The following is a 19621-nucleotide window of genomic DNA, read 5'->3' as shown; positions in this document are numbered from 1 at the left end:
CTGAAGTCACGCGGCTCGCACCTGCGAAACATTGGTGCCATGCGCGGCCAAGTATCCGTCATGAAAGTGTCTTGGTCTTGTTGCGACGCAAAATTCTCAACTCGCAAACACCCGGCGGTCATCTCGGCGTGAAACACGAACTCGCTATGTTCGGTTCGCGTGACAGACGAGGAAATCGGTGTTCTACTGATCGGGTTGGAAACAAGCTGACGAGGAGGCAACTCACATGAGCCTGAGTTCTCACCTGACGGAACTGCGCAAGAAGCACCAGGCCCTGTCGGATGTGATCGAGACCGAGCAGCGTCATCCCGGTTCGGACGATCTGAGCATCAAACAGCTCAAGCTCAGGAAACTGCATCTCAAGGAGGAAATCCAACGACTCGAGGCGGCTCAGGCCTAGACCTGAACCGTCTTGATCTCAGGAAGAGATCCCGGCGCCCGCGTGTGGTTCGACCCGCGCGGGCGCCCGCATTCCGAGGCCCGCGCGGGTCGCGGCGGGCGTCGGAGCGCGGCGTCGGGCGGGCGCCTTCAGCCCGCGATCCCGGCGATGGTCCCGACGATCAGGTCGAGATTGTCCGGCTCGCTGAAGCGATGATCCGCGCCCTTGACGAGCGTCAGCCGCATGTCCGCGCAATCGGCGTGATCGAGCAGCCGCAGCGCGACCGAGGGATCGACATCGGTATCCGCCGTGCCCTGCAGCAGCCGCGTCGGGAACGGCAGCGGCAGTGGATCGCGAAGCACGAGATTGCCGCGTCCGTCCTCGATCAGCCTTCGGGTGATCACATAGGGCTCGTCCGAATAGTCCGAGGGCAGCTCGACCCGGCCGTCGCGGGCGAGGGCGGCGCGCTGCGCGGCGTCGAACCCCTCCCACATCGAATCCTCGGTGAAATCCGGCGCCGCGGCGATGCCGACCAGCGCGTGAATGCGCTCAGGCACGCGCCTGGCGAGCAGGAGCGCGATCCAGCCGCCCATGCTGGAACCGACGAGCACCTGCGGCCCATCGCTCAGCCGCGTGACGGCGTCGAAGGCGTCCTCGGCCCAGTCGCCGATCGCGCCATCGAGGAAGTCGCCCGAGGAGGCGCCATGCCCGGTGTAATCGAAGCGCAGGAAGGCCCGGCCCTCCGCCGCGCACCAGGCTGCCAGATGCTCGGCCTTGGTCCCGGTCATGTCGGAGCGGAAGCCGCCCAGAAAGACGATGCCGGGGCCCCGGCCGTCCTGCCGGCGATAGGCGAGGGAGCGGCCGTCGGGCAGGTCCAGGCGGGTCTCGGTCATCTGTCTCGCGCTCCCCATGTCGTGTTCGCCCCGGTTTGGACCGGGGACCCCCCGGCGCGCAAGCGGGGGCGGCCCAGCCGAGCCCGCCTTTTCCGCTGGCCCGCCCCTTGTCCCGTCCCGTCGGCCGCGCCCGCTGATCTCGCCCCGCCCCCGCGTCGCTTGACACGGCGCGCGGGTGACACTACCGCGGAACTTCCCTGAGACCCGGGCGCGCGGTAGGCGCCAAATCCAAAGGAGACGATCATGAGCGACGCGGCCGAGGATATTCGCGAGGTTCAGATCACCCTGCCCGACGGGGCAGTCCGCGGATACCCCAGCGGAGTGACCGGCGCCGGCATCGCCGAGAGCCTGTCGAAATCGCTCTCCAAGGCCGCGATCGCCGCGACGGTCAACGGCCGGCTCACCGACCTCAGCCAGCCGATCACCGAGGATTCCTCCGTCGCGATCCACACCGTCAAGGACGAGGCGATCGCGCTCGAACTCATCCGGCACGACGCGGCGCATATCATGGCGCGCGCGGTGCAGGAGATCTGGCCCGATGTGAAGGTCACCATCGGCCCGGTGATCGAGAACGGCTGGTACTACGATTTCGACCGCGCCGAACCCTTCACGACCGAGGATCTCGCCGCGATCGAGAAGAAGATGCGCGAGATCATCGCGCTCCGCGATCCGGTGACCACCGAGGTCTGGGAGCGCGACCGCGCGATCCGGCATTACGAGGCGCTGAACGAGCCCTACAAGGTCGAACTCGTCGGCATGATCCCGGAAGGCCAGAATATCCGCATGTACTGGCACGGTCCCTGGCAGGATCTCTGCCGCGGGCCGCATCTCGCCCATACCGGGCAGGTGCCGGCGGATGCCTTCAAGCTCATGAGCGTCGCCGGCGCCTATTGGCGCGGCGATTCCTCGCGGCCGATGCTGCAGCGGATCTACGGCACCGCCTTCCGGAGCAAGGACGACCTCAAGCAGCATCTCTACCGGCTCGAAGAGGCGGCGAAGCGCGATCACCGCAAGCTCGGCCGCGAGATGAAGCTCTTCCACATGCAGGAAGAGGCGCCGGGCATGGTGTTCTGGCATCCCGACGGCTGGACGCTCTACCGCACGCTCGAGGACTACATGCGCCGGAGGCTGCGGCAGGCGGATTACAAGGAGATCCGTACGCCGCAGGTGGTGGACCGCAAGCTCTGGGAAGCCTCCGGCCACTGGGAAGCCTATCAGGAGCACATGTTCCTCGTCGAAGTGGAGGAGGAGCACGCGCGGGAGAAGCGGATCAACGCGCTGAAGCCGATGAACTGCCCCTGCCACGTCCAAGTCTACAACCAGGGCCTGAAATCCTACCGCGACCTGCCGCTGCGCCTCGCGGAATTCGGCGCCTGCCACCGCTACGAGCCGTCGGGGTCGATGCACGGGCTGATGCGCGTGCGCGGCTTCACGCAGGACGACGCGCATATCTTCTGCACCGAGGACCAGATCGAGTCGGAATGCGCGGGCTTCATCAGCCTGCTTTCGAGCGTCTATGCCGATCTCGGCTTCGCGAAATTCGATATCAAGCTCTCGACCCGGCCCGAGGTGCGCATCGGCTCCGACGAGACCTGGGACAAGGTCGAGGGCGCGCTGGAGAATGCGATCCTGCAGGTCGGTGTGCCCTATCAGGTCGATCCGGGCGAGGGCGCCTTCTACGGGCCCAAGCTCGACTTCAAGCTGACCGACGCCATCGGGCGCGAGTGGCAATGCGGCACCTTCCAGGTGGACGCGCAGCTTCCCGACCGGCTCGGCGCCGAATATGTCGGCGAGGATGGCGACAAGCATCGGCCCTACATGCTCCACCGGGCGATCCTCGGCTCGTTCGAGCGCTTCACCGGCGTCCTGATCGAGCATTTCGCCGGCAGGTTCCCGCTCTGGCTCGCTCCCCGGCAGGTCGTGGTCGCACCGATCGTCTCGGGTGCCAATGACTACGCGGAGCAGATCATGATGGCACTCCGGGCGAAGGGTGTCCGGGCGGAGGCGGATCTCAGGAACGAGAAGATCAACTACAAGGTCCGCGAGCACAGCCTCGCCAAGGTGCCGGTGATCCTCGCCGTCGGCGCGCGCGAGGTCGCGGACCGTACCGTCTCGATCCGCCGTCTCGGCGAGCAGCGGACCGAGGAACGGCCCGTCGACCTCACGATGGCGCGGCTCGTCACCGAGGCGATGCCGCCCGATCTGGCACGCGCGGACTGATCCGCGCGGGGCTTGACCCGGCCGGATTGATCTGGATCAAGCTTCGGCGGAAAGCCGCTGGCGGGGTTGAGCGGTCAGCGTCGGATGCCCATATTGACATCATCGAAACGATTTCGAAGGAGGACCGAGGAATGGCAGGACAGCGTGGCCCCGAGTGGATTGACCGGGTGATCGCCTGGCTCTCCGATGTCCTCCTCGGTCCCCGGCCCGTGCCGCGACCGGTTCGGGTCGAACGCGATCGGCGACCGCGTCGCTGAGGTATCCGGGAGAACGATCCCGAGATGACGCGTTCCGAAGGGGGCGCGTTTCTTCTTCCGAGCGTGCCTCTTCCGGAACCGTCCTCCGGACAGGCATCGGCGCTGGATCAGGCCTCGGGCAAGGGCGTCGGCCCGAAGACGCGCTCGAAGGCGCGGGCGAGGGCGAGGTCGAGGTCGGCCATGGTCACGGGCAGGCCGAGATCGACGAGGCTGGTGACGCCGTAGCCCCGGATGCCGCAGGGAACGATTCCCGAGAAATGGCTGAGATCCGGCTCCACATTGATCGCGATGCCGTGAAACGTCACCCAGCGCCGGATCCGCACGCCGATCGCCGCGACCTTGTCCTCCGCCGGTGAGCCGTCGGGCATGGGCGGCCGGTCGGGCCGGACGACCCAGACGCCGACACGGCCTGCCCGCCGCTCGGCCCGGACATTGAACTCGGCGAGCGCCTGGATCACCCATTCCTCGAGCTTCCAGACATAGGCGCGGACATCGCGCCCGCGGCGGTTCAGGTCCAGCATCGCATAGGCCACCCGCTGACCCGGCCCGTGGTAGGTGTATTCGCCGCCACGCCGCGCCGGATAGACCGGAAAACGGTCGGGCATGAGCAGATCTTCGCGGCGCGCCGAGGTGCCGGCGGTATAGAGCGGCGGATGTTCCAGCAACCAGACTAGCTCGCCCGCGCGCCCGGCCAAGATGTCGCCCACCCGTTCTTCCATCACTGCGAGCGCGTCGGGATAGGAAACGAGCCCATCGGAGATGGTCCACTCCGGGCCTGTCACTTCGGTGTCGGACGACATCGCGTCCCTTGTTGGAATCCCATCCATTGCTGATGACATCTGCCGATCCCCGCGAGGAAGTCTCATGTTCAGGCATCGGTTCTAAATCAGCTTCGTCGCCCAGCGCCATACTCCCGGCCTTCCTGACCGGGCGCACGCCGCCTGGCCGGGAGGTCGGAAAGAATGAAGGTTCGCCGCGCTGGCGACGCGTGGTTGCCTCATCCGGTGAACCGGACGAGGCGGCGGGCCGAGGTGTTCGGGGCCAATTCCGGACGTGCATGGACGCCGCGAAACCGGGGAACCGGCCGGGGCGAAATCCTTGGCGAAAAAAGCGGTTTCGCCCTTCACAAGCCCGCGGGGCTTTGCTAGAAGCCCCGCCACGCGGTCGTGGCGGAATTGGTAGACGCGCAGCGTTGAGGTCGCTGTGGGCTAACCCCCGTGGAAGTTCGAGTCTTCTCGACCGCACCATGCGCTCCATTTTGAGCGTCGAAGAAACCCGGTGGGAGCCATCCCGCCGGGTTTTCTCGTTGGGTCGCTCAGGTCCCGTGCCAAGGCGGTCGCAGGGCGGGAGACGATCGGATCAGGCGACCGATTCGACCAGACGCTCCGCGGCGGCGAGGTCGACGGAGACGAGCTGGCTCACCCCCTGTTCCTGCATCGTGACGCCGAAGAGCCGGTCCATTCGCGCCATCGTCACCGCGTGGTGGGTGATGACGAGGAACCGTGTCTCGGTACGCTCGATCATCTCGTCGAGCAGGTCGCAGAAGCGCGTCACATTCGCATCGTCGAGCGGCGCGTCCACCTCGTCGAGCACGCAGATCGGCGAGGGATTGGCGAGAAAGACCGCGAAGATCAGGCTGAGCGCGGTCAGCGTCTGCTCGCCGCCCGAGAGCAGCGAGAGCGTCGCGAGCTTCTTGCCGGGCGGCTGCGCCATGATCTCGAGCCCGGCTTCGAGCGGATCATCGCTTTCCACCAGCACCAGATTCGCCTCGCCGCCGCCGAAGAGATGCCTGAACAGGACCGAGAAATTCCGGTTCACCTCGTCGAAGGCCGCGAGGAGCCGCCCGCGGCCTTCGCGGTTCAACCCGGCGATTCCGACGCGGAGCTTCTTGATCGCTTCTTCCAGATCGGTGCGCTCGCCGATCAGCGTGTCGAATTCGCCGCGAAGCTCGCGCGCGTCCTCCTCGGCGCGCAGGTTGACGGCGCCGAGTCCGTCGCGGGCGCGGCGGAGGCGCGTGACCTCGGCGTCGAGTTCGCCGGCTTTCGGCATCGTGGCGGGATCGCTGTCGAGCCCCGCGAGCAGATCGGCGGGCGCCTGACCGGTCTCGGCCGTCAGCCGCTCAGCCTCGGCCGCGGCGCGCGCGCGGGCGGCCTCGGCGCGGGCCTCGGCGCCGGCGCGGGTCTCGCGGGCCTCGCTCGCGGCACGTTCGGCGGCGCGCGAGGCGGCGTCGGCGTCCCGAAACGCGGCCTCGGCGCGGGCCGCGGCGCCGGCGCGGGTCTCGCGGGCCTCGCTCGCGGCACGTTCGGCAGCGCGCGAGGCGGCGTCGGCGTCCCGAAGCGCGGCCTCGGCGCGGGCGAGCGTGTCCGCCGCGCGGTTCCGGCGGTCCTCGGCCTCCTCGATCCGCCGCGCCAGTTCCTCGCCGCGCGCCTCCAGTTCGGCAGGGCGGTCGCGGGCATCCTCGAGCGCGGCCTCGGCCGTCTCGACGCGGGCGTCGAGCCCGGCCAGCCGGTCGGACGCCGAGGCGCGGCGGGCTGTCCAGCTTTCGCGCTCCCGCCCGATTTCCGCGAGGCGCCGCTCGCGCGCATTGCCCGCGCGTTCCAGCTCATCGGCCTCCGCGCGGCGTGTCAGCATCGTGAGCCGCGCGGCCTCGACCCGGAGACGCTCGGCCTCGACTTCTTCCTTGGCGGCACCCGGATCGGCCAGGGTCGCGAGCGTCCGCGCGGCGGCTTCCTCGGCCTCGCGTGCCTCGGCGAGTTCCGTCGCGCGACGAGCATGCGCTGCGTGGAGGGTGGCGACGCGGGCCGCGAACGCCTCCGCCGCGGTCCCGGCGCGCCCGAGTGCCCGCTCCGCCTCCGCTGCGGCGGTCTCTGCCGCCTTTCGGGTGGCGCGGGCGGCGGTCTCGGCGGCGGCGGCGGTCGCGAAGGAGGCGGCGGCGTGGTCCTCCGCCGCGCGCGCCTCCTCGGCGCGATCCTCCGCGGCGGCTTCCTGCGCTTCAAGCTCGGCCAGCCGGTTGCGCTGCCGGAGCCGCTCGGCGGCGGCGGAGGGCGCGGAACCGGCGGCGGTGCGGAACCCGTCCCAGCGCCAGAGATCGCCTTCGAGGCTGACGAGACGCTGGCCCGGAGCGAGCCGGGCCTGCAGCGCATCCCCCCTCTCGCGCGGAGCGACACCGACCGCGGCGAGGCGGCGGGAGAGTTCGGCCGGTCCTTCGACGCGAGGCGCCAGCGGTTCGGTTCCCTCGGGCAGTGGCGCCGGCGCGTCATAGGGCGGCAGGCCGAGCCATCCCGAGGCCTTCTCGCCGGCACTGAGCGGCGGCAGGCTCAGATCCTCGCCGAGCGCGGCGCCGAAGGCTGCTTCGAAGCCGGCCATGACCGTGACGAGATCGACGATGCCATTCGCATCGCCCGAGGATCGCTCGATCAGCTTGCGCAGGCTCGCCGCTTCCGAGCCGAGCGCGCGGGCGGCGCCGTCCGCTTCCGAGCGCGCGGCGCGTGCGCGTGCTTCCACCTGGCGAAGCTCCGCGGCGCGCGCCTCGGCCCCGGCCAGCGCCTCCTCGGCCTCCATGGCCCGGGCCTCGGTCAGAGCGGCGGCTTCCTCCGCGGCTTCCTGGGTGGCCGCGGCGCGCTCCTGCTCGGTCTCGGCCGCGGCCTGGGCTTCCTCGGCCTCCGCGAGCCCGCGCGCGAGCGTTTCGGCGCGGCGGCGGGCATCGGTCGCGGCCCGGGTCGCCGCCTCATGCTCGGCGATCAGGCGCGCGGCCGCTTCGGCGCGGGCGGCGAAGGCGGCCTCGGCGACACCGAGGGCGCCCCCGGTCTGCGCGGCGGCGTCGCGGGCGGCGGCGAGGCGGGGACCATGCGCCTCGGCTTCCGCGGCGAGGTCGGCCGCCTCGGCGGCCAGCCGCTCCATCATCCCGCCCGCGTCGGCGTCGAGCGCGGCCTCGCGGTCGCGGTCCTGCGCCAGTTGCCGGATCTGCGCCTCCAGCGTCTGGATCGCCCGCGCCGCGGCGCGAACCTCTCCCTCGTGCCGGTCACGCTCCAGAACGATGCGCTGGGCGACGGCGGCCGCGATCGCGTCTTCCTCGCGCAGCCCGGGCAGGCCCTCCTCGGCGCTGGCACGCGCGCGCGCTGTCTCGCCCGCCCGTCCTTCCGCCTGGGCGGCGGCCCGGATCGCATCGGTGAGCGCGATGGTCGTCGCAATCCGCTCCTCCTCCGCGTCGCGCCAGAGCCGGCAGAGGAGCAAGGCCTCGGCCCGCCGCAGCGACTCGGCGATCTCGCGGTAACGCGCCGCCTGCCGCGCCTGGCGCGACAGTTGCGCGAGCTGCGTTTCCAGCGCCTCCAGCACGTCGCCGACGCGGGCGAGATTGGCCTCCGTCGCGCGCAGCTTCAGCTCGGCCTCGTGACGGCGCTGGTAGAGGCCGGAGATGCCGGCCGCCTCTTCGAGAACGCGGCGCCGCGCGCGGGGCTTCGCGTTGACGAGGTCGGAAATCTGCCCCTGACGGACCAGCGACGGCGACTGCGCCCCGGTCGAGGCGTCGGCGAAGAGCATCTGCACATCGCGCGCCCGCGCTTCCTTGCCGTTGGCGCGATAGGCCGACCCGGCGTCGCGGGTGATCCGGCGCACGACTTCGAGCGTGTCGGCGTCGTTGAAACCCGCGGGCGCGGTCCGGTCGCGGTTGTCGAGCGTGAGCGTGACTTCCGCGTGGTTGCGCGCCGGCCGCCGGGCCGCGCCCGCGAAGATCACGTCTTCCATGCCGTCGCCGCGCATGACGCTGGCGCGGGTCTCGCCCATCACCCAGCGCAGCGCTTCGAGGAGGTTCGATTTGCCACAGCCGTTCGGACCGATCACCCCGGTGAGGCCGGGCGCGATCGTGAGCTCGGTCGGGTCGACGAAACTCTTGAAGCCGAGAAGGCGCAGCCGGGTGAATTGCAAGGGGCCTGTCCTGCTCCGACGGTCCGTTATGTTATGGGCGCGAATCATCCCGGGACCGGGGGCAAGTGTCAATCGGTTTCCCGCCGGCGCGGCTGGCGTGGCCGTTGCGCCGCGAATCGCTCCATGTGCTCGGCGATGGTGAAACCGGGAGGGATCGGCTCGGCGCCGCCCGTGATCAGCGATGCGAGGATGCGACCGACGAGCGGCGCCATGCCGAAGCCGGTGCGGAAGGCGCCGGCTGCGAGGAACAGCGTCCCGGTCCCGGGCAGCCGGCCCAGCATCGGCTCGGGCCGGGGGCCGCGCGGCCTGAGCCCGGCCCAGCGCCGCTCGACGGTGGCGCCTGCGAGACCGGGGAGCAGCGCCTCGGCGCGGGCGAGGAGTGTGTCGAGTTGGGCGTCGGTGGTGAGGGGATCGGCGTAGCCGTTCTCGCTGGTCGCGCCGATCCCGACCGTCCCGTCGGCATGCGGCACGACGTAGAGCCCGTCGGCGTAGACGAGCGGGGCGGGCAGCGGCTTCCGCGGCCTCACCCGCGCGGCCTGGCCCTTCACCGTTTGAAACGGGCCCGCGCCAAGGAAGGGCGCGGCGAGCGGACCTGCCCCGGCGCCCGGCGCGAGCAGGATCGCGCGGGCGGCGATCGGGCCATCCTCGGTCTCGGCGCGATCCTCGGTCACGGCGTGGACGGCGCGGTTGGGCAGGATCGTCCCGCCGCGTGCCGCGAGGGCGGCGGCGAGCGCCTCGATGGCGCGCGGCGGGTCGATCCGGGCCGAAAGCGTCTCGAAGACCGCGCCATGCGGCGCCGCGAAGGGCAGGGCGTCGCCCGGCTCAAGGCTCCAGCGGAAGGGCGCCGGCCAGAACCTTTCCGCGTCGCGCGCCTGCTCCTCGGCCCGCGCCCGCGCCGCCTCCGAGGTGAGGGGGATGTAGCGGCCGACCCTCGCATAGCCCGGATCGCGTCCCGCGAGCGCGGCGATCCGGCACCACCAAGCCTCGGCCTCCGCGAGCACCCGGACCTGCGCCGCCTTCTTCTCGTTCCACTTCTCGGGAAGATGCGGCGAGAGCGCCCCGACCGGCCCGCCGCTCGCCCCGCCACCGGGCAGGCCCGCGTCGATCAGCGTCACCCGCCGCCCGCGATCGAGGCAGGCATGGGCGCAGGCGAGGCCGAAGATTCCACCGCCCACGACGAGAATATCGGCGGTCTCGGTCTTTCCCATGTACTCGCGCGGCCCTATGAGTGCCTCTGATTAAGGACCGAGGATGGATCATGCAATGCCGGCCGCCACGGATGGCTGAGCTGTCGTGGCGGGACGGGGCGACCCCGGTCTCGGCCGCGTTCGGCGAAGGCTATTTCGGCGCTTCCGATAGTCTCGGCGAGGCGCGGCACGTGTTTCTCGGCGGCAACGACCTGCCCGCCCGGTTCCGCGACGGCTTCCATATCGCCGAACTCGGTTTCGGCACGGGATTGAACGCGGTCGCGGCCGCGCACGCCTGGCGCGAATCGGGGACAGCGGGAACGCTGCGGATCACCTCCTTCGAGGCCTGGCCGATGGCGGCGGAGGACATGGCGCGGGCGCTCGCGCCCTGGCCGGACCTCGAGCCGCACGCCCGCGCGCTGGTCGCGGCGTGGGCGGCGGGGGCGCGGCGCTGCGAGCTCCCGGGTGCCGATGCCGGTGGCGCGGTCGTGATCGAGGTGATCGAGGGGGACGCGCGGCTGACGCTGCCGCGCTGGCCCGGGCGGGCCGACGCCTGGTTTCTCGACGGATTCAGTCCCGCGCGGAACCCGGAACTCTGGGAGCCCGGGCTGATAGCGGAAGTCGCCGCGCGCTCCGCGCCGGGGGCGACCTTCGCGACCTACAGCGCGGCCGGCGCGGTGCGATCCGCCCTCACCGCCGCCGGGTTCACCGTGGAGCGGGTCCGGGGCTTCGCGAACAAGAAGCACATGACGCGGGGCCGGCTGATACCAGGCTCCGGAGTAACCGGGGAACCGGGAGTGGAAGGAGCAAGCCCATGAGCCGGGGAAACATGAGCCGGGACAATCAGAGGCTCGGTATCCTGCTGATGATCCTCGTGTCGCTGATCTTCGCGACCCAGGACGCGCTCTCGCGGCATCTGGCGGGAAAGTACCATGTCATCACCGTCGTCACGATCCGGTTCTGGTTCTTCGCCCTCGTCACGGTGATCTGGTCGGCGTCGCGGGCGGGCGGGGTCAGGAAGGTCGCGCGCTCGGCGCATCCCTGGTGGCAGATCGCGCGCAGCGCGCTCCTGATCGTCGAGATCTGGGTGACGGTCATCGCCTTCGTGAAGCTCGGCCTGATCGCGACGCATTCGATCTTCGCGATCTATCCGTTGCTGGTCGCTGGCCTCGCGGGGCCGTTCCTCGGCGAATATGTCGGCTGGCGGCGCGGGAGCGCCATCCTCGTCGGGCTCGTCGGGGTTCTCATCATCCTGAGGCCGGGCATCGCGGTGTTCGATCCGGCGGCGATCTATCCGCTGACGGGCGCGCTCATGTTCGCCGTTTACGCGCTTATGACACGCCGGGTCTCCTGGGAGGATTCGGCGGATACGACCTTCTTCTACACCGGGGTCGTGGGCGCGGCGGTCTCGACCGTGGCGGTCGTCTTCTTCTGGACGCCGATCGAGGGCGCGGACTGGATCTGGATGGCGATCCTCTGCGTGATGGCCGCGGGAAGCCATTTCCTGCTCATCAAGGTATACGAACTCGCCGAGGCGAGCGTCGTGCAGCCCTTCTCCTATTTCCAGCTCGTCTTCGCCTGCGCGCTTGGATTGATGTTCTTCGGGGAACGGCTGGACATCTACACCGTGCTCGGGACCGCGCTCATTCTCGCGGCGGGCCTCTATACCCTCCTGCGGCAGAAGCGGCTCGGCATCCAGCCGCCGGAGAGCGAAGCGGCGGCGTCGGTCGGCGACTGAGGGCTTGCATCGCCCGCGCGTTTGGCGCTCCATTCATCGCGTGGCGATGATGGAGGAGCGGTTGCGCTGGTGGGTGGCAGGAGGATGTCTCGCGCTCGCGGCCTGTTCGCGCGGCGACCTGCCCCTGCCGCCGATGCCCGGCCTCTCGCTGGGCGGGGCCGAGGAGGTCGAGATCGCGGACCGCGTCTGGCTCGACCGGACGTCCGGCGCTCCGGAGGGCGCCTTCATCGCCTTCCTGTCCGACGGCACGATGATTCACGACAGCTGCGGCGAGGTCTGGCGGCTGTCGCCCTGGCGTCGCGTCGACGAGACGACCCTGGTCTGGGAAGAGGATGGTGCGACGATCCGCGCGGAGATCGCCGTGGCGGGCGAGGACGAACTGGCGCTCGCGTTCGACCCCGGGGATTCCGATAGCGGGGCCGCCCGCGTGACCCGGCAGTATCGCGCCGCGGACGCGCCGATGGTCTGCCCCGAGCGCCGCTGACGGCCTGCCTGCCGCCAGCGGCCGGCCGCGAGATCATCGGTCAGAGAACGAGATCGATGCTCCAGAACCGCTGGATCTGCTCCTCGCAGGCGGCGCGGGCCTCCTCGGAATCGCCGCTGACCCGCTCGACCCGGAAGCCGAAACGTTCGAAGCCGGAGCGGTCGACATCGGACATCACCACCACTTCCACGTCGCGCTCCAGCGCGAAGGCGGTAACGCGCATCGCCCGGTCCGCGGCGTCGGCCGGCGGCTCCGTCACGCGCAGGCCGATCGCCACGCCATCGGCGCGCCGGAAGGCGGCGCGGGGCAGGAGGCAGCCCTCGACCTCGGGAAAGATGTCCCGGCCCGGCACCTCGGCGCGCGGCTCGACCATGGCGGCGAGATCATCGATGTCGACCGCGTCCCGTGAGTCGATCCGTGACAGGATCGTGGTCCAGCGCGTGTGATCCATCGGTGAACTCCTCGATCAGCCGGGCGGCCTCGGCCGCGCCCGGAGCAGGCAGGTCGAGCTCGGAAAGCCGGGCCCGGAAGGTCTCGCCGAGCCCTTCGTCCAGAATCCGGGCCACTTCGCGGTCGAGCGTCATCAGCGCGTGCGGCTCGACCATCGCCGCGACCTCGCGGTCCCGCGCGGCCCGGGCGCGGGCGCGCTGGTCGTCCATGAAGGCCGCCGTCTGCGGCACGAAGATCGTCGGCACGCGGTTATAGAGCGTCTCGTGAAACGAATTGTAGCCGGCGGCGCTGACGCAGAGATCGGCGGCCGCCGCGATCACCCCGGCGCGGTCCGTGCGAACGACGCGCGAGTTTCGCCAGGAGAACCAGGACGGGCAGGTCACGCCGGTCGGCCAGACGATGATGAGGTGCAGCGTGTCCGCGCGGCGTTCCATCATGCCGCAGAGCGCCTGGATCTGCGCCCCCCGGTCCGCCGCGACGCCGCCGCCGAGAAGCGATACGACGAGCCGCTCGAAGGAGACGCCGAACCGTTCGGCCAGGCGCGCGCGCAAGGCCGAACGGGCCGCGGGATCAGGCGGGCGCGGGCGGACGATGGGTCCGACCTCGCGCACATGGTCGCCATGCGAATAGGAGGCGTTCAGCTCGGCGAAGGCTTCCGCCGGAACGATCACGCGGTCGAAGATCTTCTCGCGATCGAGCGCGATCGAATTGTCCTGCCCGCTCTGCCAGAGCCCGCGGCGAATCCAGATCCCGTTCAGCCGGTTCTCGAGAATCGTCCGATAGACCGAATCGAAGACATAGCCGCCATCGAACACCACGGTGCCCGCCCCGGCGGTCAGCGCGCGCAGCCTCAGGTAGTTCGCGAGGTCGTTCTCATGCGTCTGGGCATGGACGTCGCTGCGCCCGATCAGCGGCATCACGTCGAAACCGTAGCTTTTTATGAGCCGCAGGCAGCTCGGGAAGGCGGCGAAGACCGGGCGGGTGGCGGTCATCTCGGACCCGATCAGACCGCAGCGCTGGGCGTGGCCGAGGCCGACGCCATTCGTCGGCATGAAGGCTGTCACCGGCTTGCCGGGATCGCGGGGGCGCCGGGTCAGGCCGAGCATGCGCAGCATCGGCTCCGGATCGGCCTGGACCGCGAGGCGCGAGGCGCGGGTGGCTTCGCCGAGCGTCTCGCGCCGGGGCAGGATGGTCTCGGCGAGGAAGGCATGAAGCGCGGGGGTGCGGACGGGCGCGCGGACGAAGGCGGGCTCGCGGGCGGCGAGCACATGGCCTTCCGTCGCATCGATGAGCACACCGCCCGTGACGGCGAGATTGGCGACCAGGCTCCGCAGCCGGTAATTGCCGCTGAGCGGCGCGCGGAGCACGCAGATGTCGGCGATCGCCGCGAGATCGAGCGGCAGGGCCTCGCCATAGTGATAGACCTTGAGTTCCGCGCCGCGGCTCGCGCGCCATTCCTCCTTGCTCTTGCCGTCGGTCAGGATCGCGGTCTCGAACCGCCGGGACATGGCGAGGTCGGCGAGGTCGCGCGCATCCGCCGGGTCGGCGAGGTCGGGCGCGACGATCAGGAGCCGGGGCCGGCCAATATCGGCGGCGGGCCGGGGCGCGACGCCGATCACCGGGCAGCCGGCCTCCCAGCCCGGATCGCCGGGGTCGGCGAGGTTGATGATCTTGGGTTCCGCGCCCAGCACGTAGCCGAGTTTCGCCCGCGCGGCGACCCGGGCCTGCCGGTCACGGAAGGCGCCGCAGGCATGTGCCAGGCATTCCTCGGTCCCGACCAGCCGGCGGAGCCCCGCGAGCCCCGCGTCGGTCGCCCGTTGCGCGGCGGTGACGAGGAACTGGTCCGATGGTGCCGGCCGCGTGTCGGTCAGATACGGGGCGAGGTCGAACTGCACGTTCCGGGCGAGACCCTGGGGGATGCCGCGCGCGTCGATGCGCGCTTCGATCCCGAGCGCGGCGAGCTGGCTGACCAGGACCGCCAGATCCTCGATGTCGCGCGGCGCGGCGCTCGCGGTCTCACAGCGCAGCATGCGTGACCTCCCCGGAGGTTTCGAGCAGGGACATCGTCTGGCGGGCGAAGGCGTCCGGCCGGAACCGGGCAAGCCGGGCCTGCGCGTCGCGGACAAAGGCCTGATAGCCGGCGGGGTCGGCGATGAAGCCCTCGATGACTCGCGCAAGATTGCCGCTCTGGCCGTTCTCGGCGTCGGCGACCACGGCCGGGCCGAAGGCCGAGGCGGTAACGGGGTCTGTGATGACGACCTTGCCCGCCGCGATCGCCTCGGCGATCACCCGGCCGAAGCTCTCCTGCCAGAGCGGATTGGTGAAATAGACGAAGAAATCGATTTCGGCGAGGAAGTGCGCCGGCTCCATCGCGCCGAAGGGCAGCAGGCGCCAGTGGCGCGGCGATTCGGGATCGGCGATCAGATTGTCGGCGCCGAGAATGACGCAGGCCTCCGCCTCGGCCGGGAACTGCGCCCGAAGCCGGTCGAGCGGCGGGAACTTCTCGAACCCCGGACGGGAGTGGCGGCCGCGCCGGTCGCGCGGCGTGCCGCTGGGCGCGCGGACGGGCAGATCGATGACGTTGAACCAGTCCACCGGCGTCACGGGCCAGTCCGCCCCCGGCGCCCCGTCCGCGCGCGCCTGCCAGGCGAGCACGCCGTCGCGGTTCCAGGGCGAGATCGGCGCCAGCAGCGGCAGGCCGCAGGCGAGCGCCGCGTCGATCAGACCGAGGCAATGGCCAACGTCGAACCCTTCCGAGCCGCCGGGCCGCAGGAAGTTCTCATGGCAGACGACGAAGGCCCGGGCACAGCTCAGCCGCTGGTGAAGCGCGCTGTCGCGCTTGAGGCACGATGGGTTGTGCAGGACGATCGTCTCGGCGCGGATCACCGGCGCGTCCTCGATGAGTGTCAGGCCATGCGCCTCGATCGCCGCCGCGAGCTTCGCGTTGGTGCCGCGTTCGCGGAACATCCGGGTCCTGAGCGCATGGACCTCGATCGCGGCATGTGGCGCCAGCGCGGCGATCTCCGCCGCGACCGCGCCCGCCGTGCCGCCGGGAAAGCGCGGATCGACCAGAATCGCGATTTCGGCCCGCCGCCGCCGGCGCGAGGACCGGAGGGCGGGGCCGGGGACATTCGCCGCCAGGCCGACCGTTCCGCCCGCGGCCTCGAAGGCGCGGTCAGCGGGAAGCTCGATCGGCGCGTCCGGTGGCATCAGTATTGGCTCGCTCCTCCGCCATCGTTGGAATTCTGGGCGCTGAACCGATTCAGCGCGTCGCTGAGGTCAGTGTCGAGTCCCCGCGCAGCGGAGTTCGAGCCCTCCAGGAACTCACGCAGCAGCCCCGAAAGCCGCGTGTCCTCGACCAGCAGGTCAGGATGCGCGCGCAGATAGATCCTGAGCCCGTTGTAGTCGTCGGAGGAAAGCAGCGAGGCGATCTCGCGCAGTTGGGTCGTCGACGGTTGCTCCGCCCCGGCGGGGCTGCCCAGCTGTGCGCCGAGGATCATCGCGGAAACCAGAATGCCAATTTGTCGGTGCATCGTTCTCTTGGCCCTCATCGGCCGATACTGGTGACTGGTGACCCTCCCGAATCTTACGGGAGGTGGTGGCGGGAGGGAAGCGCCTCGGTATGCGAGTAGCCGAGGCGCCAGCCGCTAAGGTGTCCCGCCCTGCTGGCGCAGCAGGCGTTCGACCTCCCGGCTGAGCAGCATCCGCTCGACTTCCTCGGCTTCGAGGTCCCGCGCGGAAGCGGTTGGTGCCGGGGGCCGCGCGGTGGTCCGCGTCGTCGTGACCGGCGTCCGGACGGTGGCGGTTGCGCCGCCGGACGATCCAGCGCCGCTCAGCCAGATCTCGACGATCCCCGGAAGGGGCTGCGGACGGAAGTTCGTGAAATCGCGGGTCTCCACGGGTCCGGCCCCGCTGGCGAGTTCCGCCAGCGCCTCGGCCGCCGGGCGGTCCTGGGCGTGGTAATAGCGCACGTTGGTTGAACTCACGGAGAAGCCGACCGGCACGGCATTGGCCGCGCCCGCTCCGGCCGCGCGCAGCGCGGCGGCGATCTCGTTGGCGATACCCGCGGCCGACGCCGGGTAGTTGACCGAGATACGCGCTGTTGCGAGCGCCGGGGCGGCGGGCATGACCACCGCCATTCCCTCCGCCGTTTCCTCTGGCGCCCCGGTGCTGGCGGCCTCGGTCTCCGCAGGCGCGGCGGCCGGAGCCGGCTGCTCGATCGCGGCGGTCTGGGTGGGTGCTTCCACCGGAGTATCTCCGGCCGCGGGCGGCAGCGGAAGCGCCGCCACCGCCTCGTCGGCCTGTTGATCCGGCGCGAGTTCGGGGAGACGCAACGGCCCGATCGCAGCTGGTGCCTCGGGTGCGACGAGCTCGCCGAACGGATCGGCGGCGGCCAGGGTCGTCGGCTCGGCGGCGCGCGGCACCGACAGGCTGGAGGCGGAAAGACCGGGCGTCGAGAGACCGGGCGCGGCTGGCTGATCCTGCCCGATCCACGGTGCGCCGGACGTGTCGGTCATCGCATCCGGTGGCGTTCCGGACGCCGCGCCGTTCTGGAGCGCGGCGCTCTGGCGCGAGGGCGGCGCCGGTACCGGCCGGGCGGAGATCGTGCCGTCCCCCGCGTTGGTCCCGGGGTTGGTCCCGGTGTTGCTGCCCGCCTCGTCCGTCCCGCCACCCGACGGGGCGATCATCTCGGCGATCCGCGCGCGAAACGACGCGGGCGCGAAAAGCACGGCGGCGCCGCCACCGAGCAGGCCGATCAGGAAAATCGCGAGCAGTATCGCCGAGAACCCTCTCATGCCGCGCGAGCGCGCCTGAGCCTGCCCGGGCTCGAACAGCGGTACCGGCGGCTCAAGGCTGACGGGGCGGATCGGTTTCGCAGGCGCCGGCGCGGGTGTCTCGTCGGAGTTCGGCTCGATTTCCGGAACGCGCGCCTCCGATTTGGCCGACGCCGCGGTCTCGCGCTCCGGAGCCGGCGTCGGTGCCGGGCGCGGTGGCATCCATCCGCTGCGCGCCGGCGGGCGTGGCCGGGACTCGGGATCGATCGCCTCGCGCGTCGCGGGGGGCGCGCGGTCGGGGAGCTGGCCAGCCGGAGGAGTGGTCGCGGCGGGCCGGGGCCAGCCCGGACGCGAGGAAGGTGCGTCGGCGCCTGGCTCGCCGCGCGGCATCCCTCGGCCCGACGTTAAGGTCGACTCGGCGGCGGCCTGTCGCGCCGCGAGCGCGGCGGCGGGGGGAAACCCACGCGAAGCGGGCGGCGCGGGCCGTTCGGCCTCGCCCTCGCCAGCGGCTGGCGGCGGCGTCGATCCGGGACGGCTGGAGGGTGTCGGAGCCAACGGCCCAGCGCCGGGTCCCAGCGATTCGCGTCCCAGCGATTCGGGGCGACCAGGGCGGCTCGGTGGATCGCTTTCGCCGCCGGGCACGACCACGGCGCGCGGCGCGGGTCGGGGCGGCACCGGCGCCGCGTTTCCGTCGCCCTCGGCGGTCGGCTGTTCGGCGCGCTCCTTGCGGGCGCGAATCGCTTCCGCCCGGCGTTCCCGGGCATCGCGCAGGCGGCGTTCCAGCGCCGCCGGGTCGAGAAGCTCGGCCCAGCTCGGCTCTGACTCCGCCGAACGATCCGATGACCGCTCCGGATGGGCGGAATTCGACATGCATCAACTCCCGAGCGGTTCCACGGGCACGAGGCGGCCCGACACACCCATAGGGCCCGGCGCGGCGCGCGGACCCTTCCTCATCAGGGCGTTTCTATCGGGAAACGCCGCCGCATGCCAGCGCGGCGTCCCGCGGAAACGGCGCCCGGGCCGGCACGGGCGAAGTTCCGCCGGTCTCTCGGAGGCAAAAATCCCTGTCGAACAAGGCGCTGGCCCTGAACCCCACGGCGAGGGGCCACGCGAATGTGAGCGGGTGATTCAGGCGAGCCCGCCTTTCGCGAAATAGTCGGTGAGAATCCTCCGGTAGATCGCGGTCAGGGCCCGGATATGATCGAGTGCTACCCGCTCGTCCACCTTGTGCATCGTCTGGCCGACGAGGCCGAACTCGACGACCGGGCAAAGGTCCTTGATGAACCGCGCATCCGAGGTGCCGCCCGTGGTCGAGGCTTCGGGCCGGCGGCCGGTCTCGGCCTCGACGGCGGTGGCGACAAGCTCCGAGAACGGGCCGGGCAGCGTCAGGAAGCTCTCGCCGGAGACCTGAAACCGCGCGGCGATGCCGACGCCGAACTCCTGCGCGATCAGATCCGCCTCCTCCTCGATCCAGGACGACAGCGAGGCCGAGGAATGCGCGTCGTTGAACCGGATGTTGACCACGGCCCGCGCCTCGGCCGGGATGACGTTGGTCGCGGTATTGCCAGTGTCGATCGTGGTGATCGCGAGCGTCGACGGATCGAAATGCCGCGTGCCGCCGTCGAGCCTGTGCCCGGCGAGCCGGTCCAGGAGACGGACCAGTCCGGGGAGGGGATTCTTCGCCCGATCCGGATAGGCGGCGTGGCCCTGCACGCCATAGGCGGTGAAATACGCGGTCATCGACCCGCGGCGGCCGACCTTCATCATCTCGCCCATTTCTTCCGGGCAGGTCGGCTCGCCGACGAGGCAGTGGTCCATGCCCTGGCCGTTCTCCGCCATCCAGTCGAGGATCGCGCGCGTGCCGTCGATGCTCTCGCCCTCCTCGTCACCGGTCAACGTGATGACCACGCTGCCTTCGGGCGGCGTCTCGGTGACGAAACCGATCGCCGCCGCGACGAAGGCCGCGACGCCCGATTTCATGTCGCAGGCACCGCGCCCGTAGAGGAAGCCGTCCTCCTCCTCGGCGGCGAAGGGCGGATGCCGCCAGGCATGCGCTTCGCCCGGGGGCACGACATCGGTATGTCCGTTGAACCCGAAGACCGGGCTCCCCTCGCCCCAGCGTGCGTGGATGTTCCGAACGCCGCCCCGGTCGATCCAGATGACGGCGAAGCCAGCGTCCCGCAGAAGCGCGGCGAGATGTTCGAGCGCGCCCGCGTCCTCTGGCGTGACGGACGGGCGGCGGATCAGCTCGGCTGTCAGGGCGACGGGATCGATCATCGGGTCTTCCTTCTCGCGGAGGCCAGCCGGGTCCGGGC

15 protein-coding genes and 1 tRNA gene are annotated in these 19621 nt (G+C 70.9%); 6 read left to right on the top strand and 10 right to left on the bottom strand.

Going from position 1 to position 19621, the window contains the following annotated elements:
- Positions 1–226 precede the first annotated feature (226 nt).
- Entirely contained in the window at positions 227–400 is a 174-nt protein-coding gene (locus ACLJK8_RS00335) for a YdcH family protein (protein WP_413147962.1), read from the top strand.
- Between the two features lie 128 nt (positions 401–528).
- Here the strand turns inward: ACLJK8_RS00335 and ACLJK8_RS00330 are convergent, their stop codons facing one another.
- Positions 529–1272, bottom strand: a complete 744-nt coding sequence (locus ACLJK8_RS00330; RefSeq protein ID WP_413147961.1) for an alpha/beta hydrolase — start codon at positions 1270–1272, stop codon at positions 529–531.
- 243 nt (positions 1273–1515) lie between these two features.
- Here ACLJK8_RS00330 and thrS point away from each other — a divergent pair, with 243 nt between their 5' ends.
- Entirely contained in the window at positions 1516–3492 is a 1977-nt protein-coding gene (gene thrS, locus ACLJK8_RS00325) for a threonine--tRNA ligase (RefSeq protein ID WP_413147960.1), read from the top strand.
- A 364-nt stretch (positions 3493–3856) separates the two neighbouring features.
- Here thrS and lipB read toward each other — a convergent pair whose 3' ends face one another.
- Positions 3857–4549 carry a lipoyl(octanoyl) transferase LipB gene (gene lipB / locus ACLJK8_RS00320; protein ID WP_413147959.1) on the bottom strand — a complete coding sequence of 231 codons (693 nt, stop codon included), beginning with the start codon at positions 4547–4549 and terminating at the stop codon, positions 3857–3859.
- Positions 4550–4909: 360 nt separating this feature from the next.
- Between lipB and ACLJK8_RS00315 the strand changes: the two genes are divergently transcribed.
- Positions 4910–4996 (top strand) — tRNA-Leu (locus tag ACLJK8_RS00315).
- Between the two features lie 112 nt (positions 4997–5108).
- Here the strand turns inward: ACLJK8_RS00315 and ACLJK8_RS00310 are convergent.
- Complete coding sequence (locus tag ACLJK8_RS00310; protein WP_413147958.1) at positions 5109–8672, bottom strand: chromosome segregation SMC family protein; 3564 nt, start codon at positions 8670–8672, stop codon at positions 5109–5111.
- Between the two features lie 68 nt (positions 8673–8740).
- The gene (locus ACLJK8_RS00305; RefSeq protein ID WP_413147957.1) at positions 8741–9880 is read right to left on the bottom strand and encodes an NAD(P)/FAD-dependent oxidoreductase; all 1140 of its coding nucleotides are present in this window, start codon (positions 9878–9880) and stop codon (positions 8741–8743) included.
- A 71-nt stretch (positions 9881–9951) separates the two neighbouring features.
- On the opposite strand from ACLJK8_RS00305, the gene mnmD reads away from it, so the two are divergent.
- The 3 genes from mnmD to ACLJK8_RS00290 all read left to right on the top strand — a co-directional run bounded on the left by mnmD (position 9952) and on the right by ACLJK8_RS00290 (position 12081).
- Complete coding sequence (gene mnmD, locus ACLJK8_RS00300) at positions 9952–10677, top strand: tRNA (5-methylaminomethyl-2-thiouridine)(34)-methyltransferase MnmD (protein WP_413147956.1); 726 nt, start codon at positions 9952–9954, stop codon at positions 10675–10677.
- Entirely contained in the window at positions 10674–11597 is a 924-nt protein-coding gene (locus ACLJK8_RS00295) for a DMT family transporter (protein WP_413147954.1), read from the top strand. Before mnmD ends, ACLJK8_RS00295 begins: the two co-directional genes overlap by 4 nt.
- A 61-nt stretch (positions 11598–11658) precedes the next feature.
- Entirely contained in the window at positions 11659–12081 is a 423-nt protein-coding gene (locus ACLJK8_RS00290; protein ID WP_413147953.1) for a hypothetical protein, read from the top strand.
- A 40-nt stretch (positions 12082–12121) separates the two neighbouring features.
- On the opposite strand, the gene ACLJK8_RS00285 is transcribed toward ACLJK8_RS00290, so the two are convergent.
- From ACLJK8_RS00285 to dapE, 6 genes are all read right to left on the bottom strand, one after another.
- On the bottom strand, positions 12122–12532 hold the full coding sequence (locus tag ACLJK8_RS00285) for a hypothetical protein (RefSeq protein WP_413147952.1): 411 nt from the start codon (positions 12530–12532) through the stop codon (positions 12122–12124).
- Positions 12465–14561 (bottom strand): glycosyltransferase, encoded by a 2097-nt coding sequence (locus tag ACLJK8_RS00280; protein ID WP_413147951.1) that lies wholly within the window; start codon positions 14559–14561, stop codon positions 12465–12467. The genes ACLJK8_RS00285 and ACLJK8_RS00280 overlap by 68 nt, the downstream gene beginning before the upstream one ends.
- Positions 14548–15741: a glycosyltransferase gene (locus tag ACLJK8_RS00275; protein WP_413147950.1), complete on the bottom strand. Its 1194-nt coding sequence runs from the start codon at positions 15739–15741 to the stop codon at positions 14548–14550. Before ACLJK8_RS00275 ends, ACLJK8_RS00280 begins: the two co-directional genes overlap by 14 nt.
- Positions 15741–16064, bottom strand: coding sequence for a hypothetical protein (locus ACLJK8_RS00270; protein ID WP_413147949.1), 324 nt, complete (start codon positions 16062–16064; stop codon positions 15741–15743). The genes ACLJK8_RS00275 and ACLJK8_RS00270 overlap by 1 nt, the downstream gene beginning before the upstream one ends.
- A gap of 114 nt (positions 16065–16178) precedes the next feature.
- Positions 16179–17528 (bottom strand): hypothetical protein, encoded by a 1350-nt coding sequence (locus ACLJK8_RS00265; RefSeq protein ID WP_413147947.1) that lies wholly within the window; start codon positions 17526–17528, stop codon positions 16179–16181.
- Between the two features lie 906 nt (positions 17529–18434).
- A complete protein-coding gene (dapE, locus tag ACLJK8_RS00260; RefSeq protein WP_413147946.1) occupies positions 18435–19583 on the bottom strand; it encodes a succinyl-diaminopimelate desuccinylase in 1149 nt (382 codons plus the stop codon).
- Positions 19584–19621: the final 38 nt, after the last annotated feature.

The sequence above is a fragment of the Amaricoccus sp. W119 genome, assembly GCF_047275745.1.
Taxonomy (GTDB): Bacteria; Pseudomonadota; Alphaproteobacteria; order Rhodobacterales; family Rhodobacteraceae; genus Amaricoccus.
This window is presented reverse-complemented; position numbering and strand designations above follow the sequence as displayed.